The following is a 19819-nucleotide window of genomic DNA, read 5'->3' as shown; positions in this document are numbered from 1 at the left end:
CCTCCCCCGGCGTCTCGGCCCGCATGAGCAGGCAGGCCAGCAAGGACACGGCCGCCGAGCTCGCGGTACGCCGTCTCCTCCACGCGGCCGGGCTGCGCTACCGCGTCGAGTACCCGGTCCCCGGCATGGCCCGGCGCCGGATCGACGTGGCCTTCACCTCGGTGAAGGTGGCCGTACTGATCGACGGCTGCTTCTGGCACGGCTGCCCCGAGCACGCCACGCGTCCGAAGGCGAACGCGGAATGGTGGCGACAGAAGCTCGACCGCAACATGGCCCGCGACCTGGAGACGACCGCGCACCTCACAGCGGCCGGATGGGAAGTGCTCCGCTTCTGGGAGCACGAGGCCCCGGAGGAGGTCGCGGCGACGGTGCGGGCGGCCGTGGCCGAGAGAAGGCGGGCGCTTCCCGGGGCCGGGATCGCGGCGCAGGAGGAGCGGGGCAGGAATGAGTGAGCTGCTCCGTTTCGTGGACGTCTGCTCCGGTGCGGGCGGCCTCGCCTCCGGGCTGGAGGCCGCCGGCTGGGCACCGTCGCTGCTGCTCGACCACGGCTCCCAGGCGTGCGAGACGATCCTCGCCAACCGACCGCACTGGAACGTGGTCCGTCAGGACCTGGTCGACTTCCTGCCCGACGAGCACCCGGAGTCCCTGGACGTCGATCTCCTTTCGGCGGGGCTTCCCCGGGTGAAGGCATCGGCCGCGCGGGGCCGGGCCGACGCCGACAAGGAACTGCGGCTCCTCGAGGCCACGGTCTACCTGCTGCATGCCGTCCAGCCGAGGGCCCTGCTGCTGGAGAACCTGCCCGCACTGGTCGATTCCCCCGCCTACGCGTCGATACGATCCTTCATCGAGGCCGAGCTGAGTCATCTCGGCTACCGTTCTCGCTGGTTCGTCCTGAACGCCGCAGACTTCGGCGTACCGCAGGAGCGTAGGGTCGGCGTGCTGGTGGCGATCAAGGAACCGTGGTTCTCCGGATTCGCCCCGCCGGCTCCAACGGTCACTGATCACGTCCCGGTGGGACACGTGCTGCTCCCGTCGATGAGGTCACGGGGTTGGGCCGAAGCCGAGGAATGGGCCGCGCAGGCCACAGCGCCGGCACCCACTCTGGTCGGTGGGTCCGAGAACCGGGGCGGCGCGGACCTGGGGCCGTCGGGCACCAAGCGCGCGTGGGCACGGATGGGGGTGAACGCGGGTTCGCTCGCCGACGACGTCCCGGGACCGGAGTACGCGTGGCCGCGCTCGACGGATCCCGCCCTGATGGTGAAGATCACGGTGGATCAGGCAGCCCTGCTCCAGTCGTTCCCGCCGGAGTGGCGCGTCACCGGACGCAAGACGTCGCGGTACCGACAGATCGGCCATTCCACTCCCCCGCCGGTGGCGCGGGCACTCGGCGTCGCCCTGGCGGAGGCCCTGCGCTCCCCCTCTTCGTGAGGGACCGGTGCTATCTTTTTCTGTTCTAGAATTCCGGCACATGAGCCACGCCCACAACCAGCACACACCACCTGCGGACCTCCGCATCCTGGACCTGTTCGCAGGGCCCGGTGGACTGGACGTGGCGGCCGAGGCCCTGGGCTACCGGGCCACGGGCATCGAGTGGGACGACGACGCCGTCATCACCCGCAATCACGCCGGGATGGACACCTTCCACGGCGATGTCCGCCGCTACCGCGCGGCCTTCTTCCCGCACGCCGACGTGCTCACGGGCGGTCCGCCGTGCCAGACCTTCACGGTCGCCGGGAACGGCGCCGGCCGCAGGTCCTTGCACGACGTGACGGAGCACATCCATACACTGCACGAGGCCGTGCGCACCGCGCGCGCCGTTCGCAGCGACGAAGACCGCCTCGACGCCTGGAAGGGCGCCTTCCGCACCTGGCGGAAGATCTACGAGAAGCTCCGGCTCAACGAGGTCCTGGCCGAAGAGGTCAGGGTCGAGAAGCAGCGGATCGAGAAGGCCCGGACCGGCCTGCGCAAGACCATGCGGAGCCGACTGGCGGGCCTGGGCCACACCCCGCGGGAGACCAAGGACTTCTTCAAGAAGCTGAAGAACCCTCAGGACGTCCGACTGCCCGACGCCGACCTCACCGCGCTGCTCAAGGCGTACGGCGATCTGAACGGCGAACTCGACAAGGCGCGCAAGCGGCTCGAGGAGCTGGGCGACCCCCGGACGGGCCTGGTCCTGCAGCCCCTGTGGTGGGTGATCGAGCGGAGCCTGCGGCCCGGCTCGCGCCCCTATGAGGCCGTGGTGCTGGAGCAGGTCCCGGCGGTGATGCGGGTGTGGGAGGAGTACGCCCGTGTTCTCACGACTCTCGGGTACCGCACGAACACGCAGTACCTGCACACGGAGGCGTTCGGGGTCCCGCAGACCCGGCGCCGTGCCGTGTTGATGGCGAGGCTCGGCCCCGGAACGCTCGCCGATCTGGAGGCGACCCACGAGCGCTACCGCCCGGGAGGGCGCGACGGCGGTGTGCTCGGGGAGGACGGCGAGCAGCTGCCCCTGCCCCCGCGGGACACCCCGGATCCGGCGGAGAAGACCCCGAAGACCCCGAGCAAGGGCTGGATCTCCATGGAGACGGCTCTGCGCGAGGCCGCGGGCGCGTTCCCCGAGCGAGGTGAGTTCACCGTCGTCTCGAACTACGGCACCGGCGGCGATCCGGACGCCCGGGGGCGTCGCGACCATGACACCCCCTCGGCCACCATCACGGGGAAGGTGTCCCGGAACCGTCTGGTCCACAAGGGTACGAACGTGGACCTCCCGGGCGGTCTCGGTCGTTTCACGAACGCCGAGGCGGGCGTGCTGCAGACCTTCCCCGCCGCGTACCCCTGGAAGGGCAAGGACGTGGCACAGCAGATCGGTAACGCGGTCCCGCCCCTGTTGGCGCTCCACGTGCTGCAGCACGTCCTCGAACCCGACCTGGACGGGGACGGGAGGGAAGAACGGTTGGAGGAGGCGGCCGAGCGGTTGAGGACCCGGCCGGCCTCCGCCGTCCCGGTGGAGGCACTGGACCACAAGGGCCTGAAGGGTCACCCGCTCACCGGCAGGTGACCCGCCCGACTCAGCCGCGGGGCTCCCGCCCGCGGATCGGGGCCGTCTCGAACAGGTCGACGAAGTAGTCCGTGAGGACCTCCACGGAGGCGCGCGGGACGGGTTCCTCGTCGGGCCCGTCCGGCAGGGTGTGCCTCGGCACGGACGCCGCGTTCCCCGCCTCGGCGATCCAGGCGGCCAGGGCGTCGGGGTCGCGGGGCAGGTCGGGGGCGAACGCGTCGTAGACCACGGTCGCGGCGGCGGCGTTGATCGCCGTCATGAGCCCCTCGATCTCACGACCCGTGGCGGCGACACCCCGCTCCATGACCTGGACGAGCGCCTGCGCGGTCGGGCGATGGTCGATCAGCTCCCTGCGGAGAGCCGAGTGGATCAGGTCCTGGTTGCCGCAGGCGGCCACGACCGGGGTGTAGTCGCCGCCGTTCCGGAACATCTCCGCCGCCCACCACAGCCGCGAGAAGCACTGTCGGTCGAGCGAACCGCGGAACCTCTCCGGGGTGATCCTCGAGGTCGTCTGCGAGAGGTGTCGCCAGGCCACGTAGTCCGGCGCCACGGCCAGCGCGAAGTGGCTCCACAGCCTCCGGTCGGCGGCCTCGCGCCGGTTGAGACGGAGCGCGGCATGGAGTCGCGGCGCCAACCAGGCGTCCGCCTGGGTGCGGTTGTCGTGGAACGCGTGCATGGCGTCCTCGACGAGGTCCCTCAGCGGTTCGACCTCCCAACGGGGATCGTCGTCGGCCTGAGCGTCGACGACCTTGTCCAGGTCGACGCCGGCGTGGCCCTGGACACCCTGGAGCAGGTCCTCGGTGAGGAAGGGTTCGGCCGCGGCCGCCGACAGCAGGCCGAGGCGCACGGGGAGGTGGTAGGGCTTCTCGATCATGCCTTGTCGCCTCGGTTCAGCTGCTGGAGCGCGCGCAGCGCCTGGGAGAGGGCCTTGCTCGCACCGGCGCGTCGCACGGCCGCGTAATGGACTCGGGTCTGGAGTTCGACCCACCCGGCGTCGCCGGTGCGCCGACGGTGGACGCGTCGGAGGGCCTCCTCCACGTGGACGCCCGGCATCACGTCGGGGAGCATCTCGCGGAGCACCTCGCCACGCCAGTCGGTGGGGAAGACCGGCGAGCCGTCGGGCTCGATCTCGAGGTCGCCCACGGCACTGTGGAAGACGGCGGTCCACACGTCGGTGGACATCTGCGAGACCAGCAGCTCGTGGACCTTGTTCTCGATGCCGCCGCTCTCCGCGTCGAGCAGGTCGGAGAACCCTTCGATGTCGGTGTTGACCAGCACCGCGGGGACCCTGCCGGAGGCGTCCACGATCCAGGGGACGTCGGAGTAGGCGTGCAGCCAGGTGCGGGAGCTCTTGGCGAAGCCGAGCTGCTTCACGTCGAGGCGCAGCCCACCGAGGGGTTCGTCGGCGGTGACGTCCACGGTCCAGTCGTCGTCGGTCTCCGCGATCGACCGGCCCCGTACGTCGTCGACGGTGGCGACGGCCTGGGCGGAGAGCGTCGCGCGGCCCACGTGCTCGTCCCGGATCAGTTCGACGGCGCCGGACCATTCCTTGCTCCCCGGTGCGTCCTGCCGGAGGTCGACGACGGTGCGCACGTTCGTCTCCCCGTCGGTGAGCACGGCCAGGACCCGCAGATCGCTCCACGGGGCGTCGTCGGCCACCGAGCCGGGAGGCAGCGTGGCCGAGATCCCGATCCTGGCGGAGACCCAGTCGTCGTACTGCGCCACGCCCAGGGCCACCGTCCGCTGCGGGACGGAGAAGGCCGAGGTGTCCAGGTGGTCCCTGGTGTTGTCGGGGAGTTTCAAGGAGGCCGAGGTCACCCGGAGGGTGATCGGGCGGTTGAGCCGCTTGTACGGGTAGAACTTCATGCCTCACTCCCCCTTGCCGGCGCGCAGTTCGAGCACGAGCCGCGTGAGCGTGGTGCGGACGGGGTGACTGGTGACGTCGGTGGATCCGCTGAAGACGGCACGTCGGGCACCGGGTGTGAAGCGCAGTACGTCGTCCTCGACGGCGCATCCGTCCACGGCGACGAGCTCCGACCAGTCCAGTCGGGGTCGACTGCCCGATCTCACGTCGAGCAGCACGACCGGGGTCATGGTGGGCAGTTCGTCGGCGCGGGGCAGCTTGACCTCCGCGGTGATCCGCCACTCGCCGTCCGGGCCGATCGACGCCTCCAGGCCGTCGAGCTCCGGGAGGCCGGGACCGGCCGGTCGTTTCACCGCCGCTCTCCGGCCGGTGGGCACGGTGAGGGCCTTCCGCAGCTTCGCACCGCCCTCGTCGCCGGAGCGCTTGGGCCCGGAGACCAGTTCCTTCACCGCTGCGTTGATCTCGGTGGTGAGGCGGGCGATCCGGTGGTGCGCCGTGTGCGACCACCGGAGGGTGAGCTCCTCGGTCTGCCCCCACCGGTCGTGCTCGGGCGGTTCGGCGGCCCTGAGGAATTCCTCGGCCTCCTCGGCGAAGGGGGCGGTGTCGCCTGCCGCGGTCCCGGCGAGGAGCACCGCCTGGAAGTTGTTGGCGCCGAGGGGGAGGCCGAACACACCGGACCTCTTGATCGTCATCCGGTTGCCCCGCAGCGAGTGGACCTGCTTGGGGACTCCGTCCCGGTCCGAGGCGTCGGTCACCAGGAGCACGGCCTGATGGGTGCCGAGGGTGCCACCGAGACCTCCACCGCGAGGCAGCCTGAGCGGGACCGTCCGCAGGGCCACCTGGCCGGCCTCGGTCAGCCGGTCGACGGTCGTCCCTTCGTAGAAGGCGCGCAGCGCACGGGTGCGGGCGGGCTGGGCCTCCGAGGGGTCGACCTTCTCCTCCTCGATGACGACCTGCCCGTTGCGCAGGGTGCGGACGGAGGTCTCGAGCAGGGGGAGGCGACTGCCTCCGGCGGTCATGGCCGCCCAGAAGTCGCGTTCCAGCGCCCGGACGAGGCGTCGGTGCATGGAACCGATGTCGCGGGTCCCGTCGTCGGTGGCCGTCTCGTCCTCGGTGGCACGGTCGGCCTGGCCCTCGTCGAGGCTGGCCACGTCGTGCGCGCCGACGATGAGGAAGGAGGTGCCCGGTTCCTCGCTGTCACGGGTGAGGTGGAGACGTTCGACCGTCTCCTCGTCGGCCCACCAGGAGCGGGTCACCTGCGCCCCGGGGCTGTCCGGGTCGGGGCGGCCCAGCCAGGCGGGGCCCGCGTACGTGCCGCCGTCGACGGAGCGCCACGGCAGCTCCAGCCGTCCGATGACACGCCGCTCGGTCCGGCCTTCGTGGGGGGAGGAGAGCGTGGAGTTGATCAGCACCATGCCCAGGGCGCTGGTCGCCCAGAGTGTGGCCTTGCCGAGGCCGAAGGAGCCGCCGGCACCACGGTCCGACTTGAGGCTCTCCAGCTGGCGTCTGACGACGGCGGCGAACTTGCCGTTGTCGTAGTCGTCGCCGACGAGTCCGGACGCGTTGTAGTCGTCCACCCGGAGGAGGACGAGCCGCCCCTTCTCGAACATGTCCTGCACGCCGGCGTGGACGACCCTGCCGACCTTCTGGTGGGAGGCAGACGCCGACACGGCTTCGTAGTGGGGCTGGAGCTCGTCCCAGAGGATCGCCTGCCGGAAGGCGTCCAGCATCTCGCCGGTGAGCTCGTGGATGGTGTATCGCACTCTGACGGGGCGGCCGTTCTCGGTCAGGCGCTCGTCGAGACTGTTCTGGCAGGTCTCGCGGGCCAGGACCTGGACGTCCGCGTCGAAGGCGAAGGCGGCGGCGTTGCCGCCGTCCCGACCACCGTCCTGGTAGCCGGGCCGGTGGTACCAGGTGACGGGGAGGCCGGCCTGCGTGTCGGTGGTGCGGCTGTGGACGGTTCCGATGTCGGTGCCGAGCGCCTTGGCGATCTCGGACATGACCGTCGGGCGCGGTACGGATCTCTTGGTGATCCACGCGGACACCGCGGCGCGCGTCAACCCCAACTCCTCCGCCAGCTCGGCCTGCGTCCTGCCCGCGAGCTTGAGCTGCCGGGCCAACCACGGCCCGAAGTCCTCGCCTGTCTCCATGCAACCACCCGTTCGTCGACCGTGTCCCTACAACTGCCGAAGAGGTTAATTTGACAGGTCCAAGATCGTCAAACAGTGCTTGACATCCCACCGGTCGACCCCGTGCCACCCTCCAGTCCGAATAAGGCAGAAGAATAGGCAGATGTCCCCTTTGCCAGCATTTGGCAACGGAGAATTCCAGCCACTCGGCGCCGATGAAACCAGGCCTCCCTTTTCGCCACCCACGATCTCCTCCTTCAGGTCCGCCCATAACCGTTGACACGAGCGTCGAGCCACGGGAAGATGCAGGGTGACCCAAAAGGATCTCGCTCTATCGGAAATATGAGCGATCGGGGGAGAGCTCTACCCTCAGGCATTTCTTCCGATCCACTAGCACGCGCCGCCAAGAACCCACAAGACCTTTTCGGGCGGTTGACACCGCCAGGCAGGCAACCTCTACCCTGAGCGGGTCGAAATCAATGCCGGAGAGGAATTAGGTGCACCCCATGTCGGGCCATTTCGGTGTGCCTCCATTTCTTTGCACAGCGCCACATCGCGTGGCGTTATCAACCGAAGACGAGAGGATACTGGTGGGTAATTACCGGGGGGAATCGGGGCCGTCGTTCGAGAGCGACTCCCCGCTGTGCGGAATTCAGGAGTCCGGACGGGAGATGGAGTCGCTGCGCCAGGAATTCCTCGTGGCCTCCGACCAGGCTGCCCGGAAGCGCGTCGTCGGCTCGTACGGGCTGACGTACGACCTCTTCTGTCACCTGGACGAGCTGCACGGGCTGGGCCTCGACGCCAAGGGCTACCGCGACCTGTTCGACGACGACCACGATGAAGGCTGACCGCGCCCTTCCCGGCACCGCGCGGCGCGCCGGCCTGGTGCAAGGCACCGGGTACACCCCGGGCCCTTGGGCCGGGCCGGCCCGCCGCGGCCTCCATCTCCTCCTTCCTCGACTCCAGGAGCCGCAGAGACATGCCTGAAACCGACTCGCCGGTCGTCCGCACCGTTCTCGACCAGTCCGCCCGCGTCCTCCAGACCTACGAGGTCGACCCCGGCCTCATCCCGGAGCACGCGAACAGCGAGCGACGCATCACGCAGGGCGGGTACGGCGACCGCCAGCTCTTCGAACTCGTGCAGAACGCGGCCGACGAGATCGCGGCCCACCCGGGCGGAACCGTCCAGGTCGTGCTCACCGACACCCATCTCTACTGCGCCAACGAGGGCACGGCCGTCTCCCCGGAGGGAGCGGAGACGATCCTGCGGATGAGCATGTCGCGCAAGCGCGGCGGCCAGATCGGGCGCTTCGGCGTGGGCGTGAAGTCGGTACTGGTCGTGACCGACACCCCGCAGTTCTTCAGCTCCACCGGTTCCTTCGGCTTCGATCGCGAGTGGGCGTACGAGCGCATCCGCTCCGTCCCCGGGGTCCAGGCCCACCTCGGCACGGCGTTCGAGGCGCCGGTGCTGCGCATGGCCCGACCCCTCGACGCGACCGCCGAGCGCGCCCAGGATCCGGTGCTCGACGAACTCCTCCGGTGGGCCACCACGGTGGTTCGTCTGCCCCTGCTGCGGGGCGCGGCGGACCGGTTGGCCCAGGACATGCACGGTGGCCGGACGAGCGCCGCCTCCCGCGAGGAGTTCCCGCTCGGCTTCCAGCTCCTGTCCCCGCACGTGGCGAAGGTCGTCCTGGAGGACCGACGACCGCGCCCCGTCGTCCGTCGCGTGCTGACGGCCGAACAGTCCGGCGACCTGCACACGGTGTACGAGGAGCGAACGGGCAGGCCGACGACGGCCGACCGCTGGAGGGTCTTCTCCGCCACGCACGAACCCGGTCCCGCCGCGCGCGCCGACGCCGGTGAACTGCACGACCGTCTCACGCTCGACCTCGCCTGGGCCGTACCGGCACTGGAGAAGGACGCGACCACCGGTCTGTACGCGTCCCCCAGATCACGCGGCCGCGGACGCTTCTGGTCGTTCTTCCCCACGAAGTACGAGATGTCCCTCAGCGGCGTCCTGAACGGCGCCTGGAAGACGAACGAGGACCGCCAGAACCTTCTCGACTCCTCCGCCTTCAACGAGGAGATGATCAAGGTGTCGGCCGCACTCGTGGTCGACTCGCTCCCCCGGCTCGCTCCGGCCGAGGACCCCGCCGCCTACCTCCCGCTGCTCCCCGGGCGTGTGAAGGAGGCCATCAGCTGGGCGGACGAGTTCCTGACCAGGGAGATCTGGGCCCGCGCCGCCGTGGGTCCGTCGCTCCCCGATCAGGAGGGCGTCCTGCGTGCGCCGAACGAGCTCCGCGTGCACCCCCGGCTCGACAAGGACCGTCTCCACCGATGGCTCCGGATGTGGCACGAGTGCCCGGACCGCCCGTCGGACTGGCTGCACCCCTCCGCCGAGGTCGACGTCCTGCGTGGGGGAAAGGTCGAGCACATCCTCGGCGCCGCCGGACACCAGCGCACCGACGTCCGCACGTGGCTGGAGGCGCTGGTGGCGTCCGGCACGGCCGAGGCGTCGGCCGTGGCCATCCGCATCCTCACCGACATGGTCGAGCACAGGTCGCCCTCCGCGGAAGAGGCGCGCAGGGCGCGGATCGTCCTCACCGAGGAGCACGGCCTCGTGGCTCCCGTGGCCGGGCGGGTCTTCCGGCGCGCCGACGAGGGAGGCCTGCCCGAGTCCCTCGTCTACGTGGTCGGCGCGATCGCCCGGGACCCGTCCCTCGCGCACGCCCTCAACGTTCTGGGCATCCGCGAGGCCCATGCCGAGGGCCGGTTCGTCAGCGTCCTCGACCAGGGCTTCGACGGCTACGGCGACGCCGAGTGGGAACGGTTCTGGGACCTCTTCCGCCGCGCCGGAGGACGACGCCTCGCCCACACCCTCCTGGAGAAGGTGCCGAACCCGCGCGAGACGCTGCACGTGCGGACCGCTGACGGACGGTTCCGCCCCGTGCGGAACTGCATGCTCCCCGGCACGGTCGTCACCGCCGAACGGGACCCCGGCATCGCCGTCGACACCCGTTTCCACTCCGACGACCTGTCCTTCTTCCCCGAGCTCGGTCTGCGGGAACGCCCCTCCGCGTCGGTGCGACCGGAGGGCGAGGAGTGGTTCGAGGAGTACCGGCAGGCCGTGCACTCCGCCTATCTGCGCACGCTGGCGACCCACGCCCCCCGCCCCTCGCTCACCCGCATGAGGCTGGAGGGATCCGCCGTCGGCGGCCCGCTGCACTTCTTCAGGGACCTGTCGGAGGAGTCGCGCGCCGCCTTCCTGAAGGCCCTGCCCGACGAGTCCGTGGTCGACAACTGGACCCTGCAGATCGGTGCGCAGACGAGCACCCGGCAGGCCGTCGCCTCCCCCGTCCGCTGGCTGCTCAGGAAGTACGGCCGCGTCGCCACCTCTCAGGGACTCAAGCTCCTCCCGGAGGCAGTCGGTCCCCAACTGGCCGCTTACCGGGACATGCTCCCCGTGGCGGACATCTCGCCGGAGAAGGCCCGGAAGCTCCATCTGGCCACGACCGTCGACGACGTCCCGGCGGACCGGTGGGAGGCACTCCTCGCCGAGCTGGCGCGCAGCGAGGACGACAGTGTCGTGGGCGGCACGTACGTGATGCTGACCCGGTTCGGCGCGGACTTTCCCGAGGACACCCTCACACGCTGCCGGATCGGCGACGTCTGGGGGAACCGCCCCGACGAGGAGATCACCGTCGCGGTCGGCGCCGCCGAGTACCGGGCGTTGCGGGCCGAGCAACTGCCCGCTCTGCTCGTCGCCACGCCCGAGGACGCCGACCTGCTGGTCGAGAAGTGGGGCATGCTCCGCTTCGCCGACGTCATCAGCAAGGAGACCCGGGAGGTCCTCGAGGGCGACCCGGTGCCGCTCGTCGAGCTCTTCCCCGGCCTGCGCCAGCAGTTGAGCACCGCGAACAGGAACAGCCTCGTGCAGCGGTGCAGCGAGCTCGAGGAGCTGACCCGTACCCCGAACGGCACCAGGCCTCAGCCCCTCGACGCGGTGCGCACGGGCTCCACCGTGAAGATCCTCGTCCCGCTCGACCCCGAGCCGATGCTGCTGCTGATCGACCGGGAGCTGGAGCTGGGGCTCGGCGCGGCCGGCTGCCGGGCGGTCCTGCAGCTTCAGGACCGCATGGCTCGCGACAGCGCCGTGCGGTCGGCGATCAAGGCCGTGCGCGAGGCCGACGACGTCGTCACCAAGATCGAGCTGCTGGTCGGCGCGGACGCGCTGCGCGCCGGGCTGCCGGAGGGCCTGCTGGAGGCCGAGACCCAGGAGACCGGGGAGACCGAACCCTCCGGCCACCGCATCGCGCAGATGGCGTTCAACGCGCACGGCGACGGAGTCCTCCAGCAGCACGCACGGGACATCCAGGCCCGCTTCCCGAACGCTCCGGTCGCGTACGGCGGTTCGTCGGCGGCCGTCGCCTTCGTGTCGGACCTGCGGCTCCCCGTGACGTTCGCGGGGTCCCGTACCCCTGCGCCGCCGGCGTCCGAGACGGTGGAGGGCCCGCGGGACTTCCCGCGACTCCACGACTACCAGGAGGACCTGGTCAGGAACATCAGCGGTCTCCTCGACCGGCTCGCCCCGCAACGCGCGATGCTGTCGCTGCCCACCGGGGCGGGCAAGACGCGGGTCACCGCGGAGGCCGTCATCCGATGGGTCAAGCAGGTGGGCGACCTGAGCGGTCCCCTGCTGTGGATCGCCCAGACCGAGGAGCTGTGCGAGCAGGCGGTGCAGAGCTGGAAGTTCGTGTGGAGCAAGGTGGGCGCGGAGCGACCGCTCGTCATCAGCCGACTCTGGAGCAGCAACGAGGTCGGGGACGTGGACGACCATCCGCACCTCGTCGTCGCCACCGACGCCAAGCTGGAACGCTGCCTGGAGACCGACGCGTACGCGTGGCTGCGAGAGGCCGCCCTGGTGATCGTGGACGAGGCGCACACCGCCGTCTCCAAGCGTTACACCGCGATCCTCGGGCAGCTGGGCCTCACCCAGTACGAGACCAGGCGGCACCTGCTGGGCCTCACCGCCACCCCCTACCGCAACACCAACGAGGAGGAGACCCGGCGTCTGGTGGGGCGCTTCGGCAACAAGCGCCTCGACGAGGGTGTCTTCCCCTCCGGCGACCCCTACCGGGACCTGCAGGACTGGGGAATGCTCGCGCAGGTCGAGCACCGCACCCTCGAGGGTGGCCGGATCGAGCTGACCAGGGAGGAGAAGGCGCAGGCCGAACGCATGTCGATGCTCACGCGCGCCGCCGAGCAGCGGCTCGCCGACGACCACGCGCGAAGCCGTCGCATCGTCGACGAGGTCGCCGCCCTCCCCGAGAACTGGCCGACCCTGCTCTTCGCCACCTCGGTGGACCACGCCAAGTACGTGGCGGCCCTGCTGAACGATCGAGGGGTGCCGTCCGCCGCCGTGGACGCGACCACCAGCCCTCAGGACCGTCGACGCCGCATCGAGGACTTCCGGACCGGTCGCGTCCGTGTCCTCACCAACTACGGTGTGCTCACCCAGGGGTTCGACGCTCCCGCCACTCGCGTGGTGGTGGTGGCCCGCCCGGTCTACAGCACGAACGTCTACCAGCAGATGATCGGCCGCGGTCTGCGCGGGCCGCGGAACGGCGGCAAGGACACCTGCCTGATCCTGAACGTCAGCGACAACATCGAGAACTTCGACACCCAGCTCGCCTTCAACCAGTTCGAGCACCTCTGGAGCCCCGCGTGACCGACACCTACCTCGACAGTCCGCCGCTCACCGACGAGCAGCGGGCCGTGGTCGAGCAGCCCTGGGACGCCCGGGTGCTCGTCACCGCCGGCGCGGGCGCGGGCAAGACGCACACCCTGGTGCGTCGACTCGACGCGCTGTGCGGACACGAGGACCCGGAGGAGGCGCTGGAGGCGTCCGAGATCCTCGTGCTGACGTTCTCCCGGGCAGCGGCGCGGGAGCTGCGGGAGCGGATCGCCCGGCACGGGGAACGCGCACGACGCGTGCGGGCCCAGACCTTCGACGCCTGGGCGTACGGCGTCCTGCGGCAGGCCCACCCGGACGGCGCCTGGGGCGACGTCGGCTTCGACGAGCGGATCGTGGCCGCGGCACAGGCGATCGAGAAAGGGGCGCTGGAGGCGGGCGACGCCGTGCCCCCCGCGCACGTGGTGGTCGACGAGGTGCAGGATCTCGTGGGGGCGCGTCGTGACCTCGTGGAAACGCTCCTCGACCGGTACCAGGACAGCTGCGGATTCACCGTGGTGGGTGACGCCGCCCAGAGCGTGTACGGCTTCCAGATCGCGGACCCCGTCGAACGGGCGGACGAGACCGGCCGCTTCTTCGACTGGCTGCGCGGTTCGTACCCGGACGAGCTGGTGGAGCTCCACCTCACCCGGAACTTCAGGGCCGCCACGCCCGAGGCACGGACCGCGCTGCACCTCGGCCGCCGCCTCCAGGAGCTCACCGACCCGGACGAGGCGGCCGAAGTGTACGAGGAGTTGCGCGAACTGCTTCTGGAGCCGGCGAACACACTGGCCGACCTGACCGACCCCTTGACGTTGCGGACACTGCGCGGCGCGATCGACACGTGCGCGATCCTCACCCGCGACAACCGGCAGGCGCTCGCGGTGTCGGAGCTCCTCCACGGCAACGGTGTCCCCCACCGACTGCGACGTCCTCTGGAGGACCGACCCGTCCCCCACTGGGTCGCCGAACTGCTCCGCGGCACCGAGGCCAACAGTCTCACCGAGGACCGTTTCCGCGCGCTGCTCGCCGAGATCCCCCTTCCCCACGAACCGAATCCGGGCGCGTTGTGGTCCGTACTGCGCCGCGCCGCACGTGGTTCCGGGAGGAACGTGCTCGACCTGGAGCGTCTGCGCCGCGCCGTGGCCGACGGCCGCTTCCCCGACGAGGCCGCCGACCCCGAGACGGAGCGGCTGGTCGTCTCCACCGTGCACCGGTCCAAGGGACTCGAGTTCGACCGCGTGATCGTGCTCGCCCCGCCGTCCGTCGGCGAGCTCCGCAAGCAGCGCCAGGACGAAGTGGACCTCCCCGCCGAGGCACGCGCCCTCTACGTGGCGATGACCAGGGCCCGCCAGGATCTCCATCACGTCGCCGTGCCCGAGCTGCCGATCCTGCGCAGGGCGGGCGCCGGGAGGTCGGGGCGCAGGTACGTCGGGGGTTGGCGGACGTTCGACCGGTTCGGGATCGTCGCCGAGGCCGGCGACGTCGACCGCGAACGCCCAGGTGGCCACGGGGACGAGGCCGTCACGGTCCAGGCCCACCTTCTGGAACGGGTCGCCCCGGGTGACGCGGTGCTGCTGCGGAAGCGCCACGACGTGCCGCTCGGCGAGGATCAGAGCCCCCCGTACGTGCTCGTGCACGACGGCCGGGAGATCGGAGAGGTCTCCGAACGGTTCCGCGAGGACCTGTTCCTGGTGCAGAAGGTGAACCGGACCAGGGACCCCTGGTGGCCGGACGAGATCCGCGGGATACGCGTGGACGCCCTGGAGACCGTGACCGGCAGCGTCGCGGCCGGGGCCAACGCGGGACTGGGCGACCGCGGTGTCTGGATCGCCCCCCGGCTCACCGGCCTCGGACGGTTCCGACGGGCCGACGTCGGCGCCGGGTTCGAGGAGAGCGACGAGGAGAGGAACGCATGACGCACGTGGCAGGCCGGCACGCCGAGCACTACCGGGTCCGGGACGAGGAGCTGCTGGTCGGGCTGCGCCGTGAGCTCCTCGGTCCGGCCCCCGACGCGACGCCCGAGGACCGGGACGAGGTCCTCGTGCGGGACGCGCCGATCGACCGGTACGTCGTGGGCGTTCTCTATCCGCGGTCGGCGGACCCCGCGGCGGCGGACCGGCTCCGCGCCGCGGAGCAGGAGCAGAACAGTCCCGACGACGCGCCGTTGATCTCCCGCGGGGACGGCGACGAACCCGCCGCCACGGACGACACCGGTTTCTCCGGTTCCCGACGCCCCTCGTCCATGGGGCTCACCTTCGCCGTCGATGCCGACGAGAGCGCCTCGGTCGTCGTCGCCGCCCGGGCCTCCGTCTACGAGCCCACCGACGCGGAGGGGCGCCCCGTCCCCGCCCGCCGGGCCGAGGCCCGCACCACCTCCGACCAGCGGGAGCAGTGGCGCCGCAGGGAACTGACCCTGCCCGACACCACCGTCGACGTCACGACACCTCAGCCGAGGATCGAGGTGGACCTGGGGCACGGCGCCGCCCTGCGGGTCAACGTCCGTCGGCGCCACGCGGCCACCGGCACGGTCACCGTCACCGTCACCCTGGTCAACACCCTGCGGGTCGGCGAACACGATCTGCAGGACGCCGCCTCCCTCTTCCAGTGCGGGCTCACGGTCCGGGCCTCGAACGGTTCCGGCGCCTTCGTCGAGCGTCCCTCCCCGCACACGTCCCACGACGACGAGGTGGCCACCAGCCGCCTGCTGCACCGCCATGCCCCGACCTTCGCCGTCGGGCACGGGTGCGCCGCCGACTGGGACTGGAGCGCGCCGCCGGTCGGGATCACGGATGCCAGGAAGGCCGCCGTGAGCGAGGTCCGCAGCGAGTTCGTACCCGCCGTCGAGGTGCTGCTCGCCGACTCCAACCCGGAGATCGACAGCTCGGCTTTGTCCATGCTCGGTCTCGCCGAGGGCTCGGACTCCGAGATCCTGGACGCGCTGCACGCGCTCGCCGACGGCTACGAGCAGTGGATCGCACGCAAGCGGTCCGAGGCGCGCCTCCTCGCGGACACCCCGCACGCGCGGTCCGCGTCCGGTCAGGTGGACAGCTGTGGCGAGGCCCTGCTGAGGATCCGCGCGGGCATCGCCCTCCTCGCCGACCCGGGGAAGCCGGAACTGATGCGGGCCTTCCGACTCGCCAATAGGGCCATGGCCGATCAGCGGGCCCGGAGCGCATGGGTCAAGGCGGGCAGGGACGGCGCACCGGACCCGGCGGCCGGCCGCTGGCGCCCCTTCCAGATCGCGTTCGTCCTCCTCTGCCTGTCCGGCATCGACGACCCGAAGCACGCTGACCGCGAGATCGCCGACCTGCTCTGGTTCCCCACCGGCGGCGGCAAGACCGAGGCGTATCTCGGCCTGATCGCCTTCACGGCGTTCCTCCGCCGCATCCGGAAGGGAGCCGACGGCGGAGGTGTGACCGTCCTCATGCGCTACACCCTGCGCCTGCTCACGCTCCAGCAGTTCGAGCGGGCCGCGATCCTGCTGTGCGCGATGGAACGGATGCGCCGGGACCTCCCCTCGGAGCTGGGCACCGAGGAGTTCTCCATCGGGATGTGGGTCGGCCGGTCGGCGACGCCCAACACCCTGGAGAAGGCCGAGGAGAAGCTGGGGGAGCTCCGCCGTGACCTCGGTCGGCGGCTCGCCACCGAGAACCCCGTCCAACTGCACGCCTGTCCCTGGTGCGGGACCAGGCTGGACGCGCTGGCCTACGAGGTGGACCGCGACGCCCGGCGGATGCGTGTGCGCTGCCCCGGTGAGGACTGCGACTTCGCGGACGGCCTGCCGGTCCACCTGGTCGACGAGGCCGTCTACGACGCCCGCCCCACCCTCGTCATCGCCACCGTCGACAAGTTCGCCTCGATGCCGTGGCGACCGGCCACCGCGGCGCTCTTCAACCTGGACGACCCGACGGACGCCACCCCGGCGCCCGAACTCGTCGTGCAGGACGAACTCCACCTCATCTCCGGACCGTTGGGGACCCTCACCGGCCTCTACGAGACCGCGGTCGACGCCCTCGCCGGCCGCCCCAAGGTGATCGCCTCCACGGCGACCATCCGCCGCGCGGTCGACCAGGGGCGCAGCCTCTTCGCGCGCGACGTGCGCCAGTTCCCGCCGGCCGGCCTGGACTCCCGGGACTCCTGGTTCGCGGTCGAGACGCCTCGGGAGGAGAAGGCGAGCCGCCGCTACGTGGGTCTGCTGGCCCCCGGCACGAGTCAGTCGACCCTCCTCATCCGCACCTACGCGACCCTGATGCACCGGGCGAAGCAGGCACGGACGAGCGAGGAGGTCCGCGACGCCTACTGGAGCCTGGTCGGCTACTTCAACAGCCTCCGACTCCTGTCCGCGGCCGAACTCCAGGTCCACGACGACGTCGTGGACTATCTGGAGCTGCTCGCCGAACGGGAAGGGGTGGAGGTCCGGTCCACCGCCAACTACTCCGAGCTCACCAGCCGGGTCGACGCGAGCGACATCCCCGCCCGACTCAAGGGCATCGAGAAGCGGTTGCCCGACGAGGACACGGTGGACGTCCTCCTCGCCACCAACATGATCGCGGTGGGCGTGGACGTGGACCGACTCGGACTGATGGCCGTGATGGGCCAGCCGCAGACCACCGCGGAGTACATCCAGGCGACCAGCCGCGTCGGGCGCGCCCATCCCGGTCTGGTCGCCGTCATGCTCAACGCCACCCGGTCCCGCGACCGCTCGCACTACGAGAACTTCCTCCACTTCCACTCGGCCCTGTACCGCGAGGTGGAGTCCACGTCCGTCACCCCGTTCTCCGCGCGCGCCCGCGAGCGCGGCCTCCACGCCGTCGTCGTCACCCTGGCACGCATCCTGATTCCCGAGGCTCGGGACAACGACGCCGCCGGAAAGGTCGCCTCGTACGCGGAACGGCTCCGTGACGACGTGAAGAAGATCCTTCGCGACCGTGTCACCGCCGCCGTCCCCACGGAGGACGGCACGCCGCCTCCGGAGCTGGAGGCGGTGTCACACGCCTTCGACGAGTTCGTCGACTGGTGGTGCGACGAGGCCGACGTCCACGGCGGCCTGCTCTTCGAACCCCGGCGGGGCGACCGGAGGCCGTCGCTGCTGGTGTCGTACGACGACGAGTCCGAGGACGCCGAGGCGTGGCCCACACTGTGGAGCCTGCGCGACGTCGACGCCGAGTCCGCCCTGTTCCTGGAGGCATCCCGATGACCCCGCCCCCCGCGCGTCGCCGCCGAACCGGCGCGAACGGCGCGCCCGCCCCGAGCCTGCCCCGACGGGGCGCGGTCCGCCGCGCCCAGATGATCACCACGTACGGCGTCGGCTCCCTGATCGCGGTCGACCACGAGTCCTTCGTCGTCTCCGGACTCGACGGCGCCGACGAGCAATGGCGGTCGGACGAGTCCCCGCGCATCAGCGAGCGGCGGCTGGCCCGACTCCTCGAGGTGGACTACTTCCGGCTGCCGCCCGCATCCGAGGACACCAGCAAGGACGGGGTCCGGGTCCGCCGGTTCCCGATCATGCACTCCTGTCCCGAGTGCGGCGAGCTGCGGCGGTGGCACCAGTTCAACCCGCCGCCCGGGCGCAGCGAGTGCGGGGCCTGCGGGGCCGACCTCGTCCCCTCCCGCTTCGTGATCGCCTGTGAGGCGGGGCACCTCGACGAGTTCCCGTACTGGCACTGGGTGCATCGGTCGTCGGCGGGCGGGACGTCCACGGCGGGGCAGTGCGGCGGCACCCTCACGCTGCGTTCCTCCGGACGCAGCTCCTCGCTCCGCTCCATCATCGTGTCGTGCACCTGCGGGGTGCCGGAGGTCTCCATGGAGGGCTCCTTCCGCAGGAACGCCCTGAGGGACCTGGGGCTCCGGTGTCGCGGGACACGCCCCTGGCTCGGGACGTCCGTCCCCGCGGACCCCTGCCGGCTCTCGGCCCGCACGCTCCAGCGCGGTTCCTCCTCGGTGTGGCAGCCCGTCCTGAAGTCGGCCCTCTCCATCCCCCCGTGGAGCGACGGACGGGCGGACCCGCTCGACGAGCACTGGGCGCAGCTCCGCGAGCTCGACGGTCGGGACGCCGTGGAGATGTGCCTCAACTTCGTCTTCAAGAACAAGCCGCCGGTCCCCGTCGACGAGGTCATGGCTCTCCTCGCCGCCGAGCGGGAGGAGGATCCGGAAGGCGACGGGACACCCTCCTTCGACCGGCGCTATCTCGCACTGCGTCACAAGGAGTACGAGCGACTCCGCGCGGGCAACGACGAGCGCGAGCGATCCCACAAGGAGCAGTTCGTCTGCGAGAGTCCGCTGGGCGATCCGGCACCCCTGATCCCCCTCGGGGTCACGGGTCCGATGCTGGTGAAGAAGCTCCGCGAGGTCCGGGCGCTCAAGGCGTTCACCCGACTCGCCGACCCCGACTCGACCACCGAGGGCAAGGAGGCCGCGCTCTCCGCCTCGTCCCTGTCCTGGCTGCCCGCGATGGAGGTCCGCGGCGAGGGTGTCTTCCTCCGCCTGGACGAGGAGCGGCTGGAGGAGTGGGCCGGCTCGGCGCCCGTGTTCGCCCGCGCGGAGCGGATCCGCGCGGCGCACGAACGGCTGTTGCGGCAGCGGGCGACGGAGCCCGACCTGGCCCCTCCCTCGCCGGCCGGACCGCGGATGATCCTGCTGCACACCCTGGCCCACGTCCTCATCACCCAGTGGAGCCTGGACGCCGGATACCCGGCAGCCGCGCTGCGCGAGCGTCTGTACGCAGACGAGGGCATGGCGGGGATCCTCGTCTACACGGCGACGAGCGACTCGGCCGGCAGCCTCGGCGGGCTCGTCGCCCAGGGCGAGCCCGCCCGACTCGCCGACGCCGTCCGCGGGGCCGTGCACCGATCCGCGTGGTGTTCCTCCGACCCCCTCTGCGTCGAGTCCGAGGCGTCGGGGACCGCGGGCACCAACCTCGCGGCGTGCCACGCCTGCGTGATGCTCCCCGAGACGAGCTGCGAGCACAACAACACCCTGCTGGACCGCGCGCTGCTCGTGGGCACCCCGGAGGATCCTTCGATCGGGTTCTTCGCCCAGCTGCTCGCCTGACG

General features: G+C 71.1%; 11 protein-coding genes. 8 read left to right on the top strand and 3 right to left on the bottom strand.

What is annotated here, in order from left to right; translation table 11 throughout:
* Window positions 1-23: 23 nt before the first annotated feature.
* The 3 genes from ACF1BN_RS04420 to ACF1BN_RS04410 are packed head-to-tail and all read left to right on the top strand — an operon-like array spanning window position 24 to window position 3040.
* Window positions 24-452, top strand: a complete 429-nt coding sequence (locus ACF1BN_RS04420) for a very short patch repair endonuclease (protein ID WP_392330477.1) — start codon at window positions 24-26, stop codon at window positions 450-452.
* A complete protein-coding gene (locus ACF1BN_RS04415; RefSeq protein WP_392330076.1) occupies window positions 445-1428 on the top strand; it encodes a DNA cytosine methyltransferase in 984 nt (327 codons plus the stop codon). Before ACF1BN_RS04420 ends, ACF1BN_RS04415 begins: the two co-directional genes overlap by 8 nt.
* Window positions 1429-1468: 40 nt before the next feature.
* Entirely contained in the window at window positions 1469-3040 is a 1572-nt protein-coding gene (locus ACF1BN_RS04410) for a DNA cytosine methyltransferase (protein ID WP_392330075.1), read from the top strand.
* Between the two features lie 10 nt (window positions 3041-3050).
* Here the strand turns inward: ACF1BN_RS04410 and ACF1BN_RS04405 are convergent, their stop codons facing one another.
* Genes ACF1BN_RS04405 through ACF1BN_RS04395 form a run of 3 tightly spaced genes read right to left on the bottom strand, consistent with a single transcriptional unit; the run spans window position 3051 to window position 7054 of the window.
* On the bottom strand, window positions 3051-3914 hold the full coding sequence (locus ACF1BN_RS04405) for a DUF6339 family protein (protein WP_392330074.1): 864 nt from the start codon (window positions 3912-3914) through the stop codon (window positions 3051-3053).
* Window positions 3911-4906 carry a hypothetical protein gene (locus ACF1BN_RS04400; protein ID WP_392330073.1) on the bottom strand — a complete coding sequence of 332 codons (996 nt, stop codon included), beginning with the start codon at window positions 4904-4906 and terminating at the stop codon, window positions 3911-3913. The genes ACF1BN_RS04405 and ACF1BN_RS04400 overlap by 4 nt, the downstream gene beginning before the upstream one ends.
* A gap of 3 nt (window positions 4907-4909) precedes the next feature.
* Complete coding sequence (locus tag ACF1BN_RS04395; RefSeq protein WP_392330072.1) at window positions 4910-7054, bottom strand: helix-turn-helix domain-containing protein; 2145 nt, start codon at window positions 7052-7054, stop codon at window positions 4910-4912.
* Window positions 7055-7623: 569 nt separating this feature from the next.
* Here ACF1BN_RS04395 and ACF1BN_RS04390 point away from each other — a divergent pair.
* The 5 genes from ACF1BN_RS04390 to drmB all read left to right on the top strand — a co-directional run bounded on the left by ACF1BN_RS04390 (window position 7624) and on the right by drmB (window position 19817).
* A complete protein-coding gene (locus ACF1BN_RS04390) occupies window positions 7624-7881 on the top strand; it encodes a hypothetical protein (protein ID WP_392330071.1) in 258 nt (85 codons plus the stop codon).
* A 131-nt stretch (window positions 7882-8012) separates the two neighbouring features.
* On the top strand, window positions 8013-12761 hold the full coding sequence (locus ACF1BN_RS04385; protein ID WP_392330070.1) for a DEAD/DEAH box helicase: 4749 nt from the start codon (window positions 8013-8015) through the stop codon (window positions 12759-12761).
* Window positions 12758-14683: a UvrD-helicase domain-containing protein gene (locus ACF1BN_RS04380; protein ID WP_392330069.1), complete on the top strand. Its 1926-nt coding sequence runs from the start codon at window positions 12758-12760 to the stop codon at window positions 14681-14683. Before ACF1BN_RS04385 ends, ACF1BN_RS04380 begins: the two co-directional genes overlap by 4 nt.
* Window positions 14680-17964, top strand: a complete 3285-nt coding sequence (locus ACF1BN_RS04375; RefSeq protein ID WP_392330068.1) for a helicase-related protein — start codon at window positions 14680-14682, stop codon at window positions 17962-17964. Before ACF1BN_RS04380 ends, ACF1BN_RS04375 begins: the two co-directional genes overlap by 4 nt.
* Window positions 17961-19817, top strand: a complete 1857-nt coding sequence (gene drmB / locus ACF1BN_RS04370) for a DrmB family protein (RefSeq protein ID WP_392330067.1) — start codon at window positions 17961-17963, stop codon at window positions 19815-19817. The genes ACF1BN_RS04375 and drmB overlap by 4 nt, the downstream gene beginning before the upstream one ends.
* The last annotated feature ends 2 nt before the right edge of the window (window positions 19818-19819 follow it).

The sequence above is a fragment of the Streptomyces sp. NPDC014861 genome (genome assembly GCF_043081625.1).
Taxonomy (GTDB): domain Bacteria; phylum Actinomycetota; class Actinomycetes; order Streptomycetales; family Streptomycetaceae; genus Streptomyces.
The sequence above is the reverse complement of the archived record's forward strand: the minus strand, read 5'-3'. Positions and strand labels throughout refer to the sequence as shown.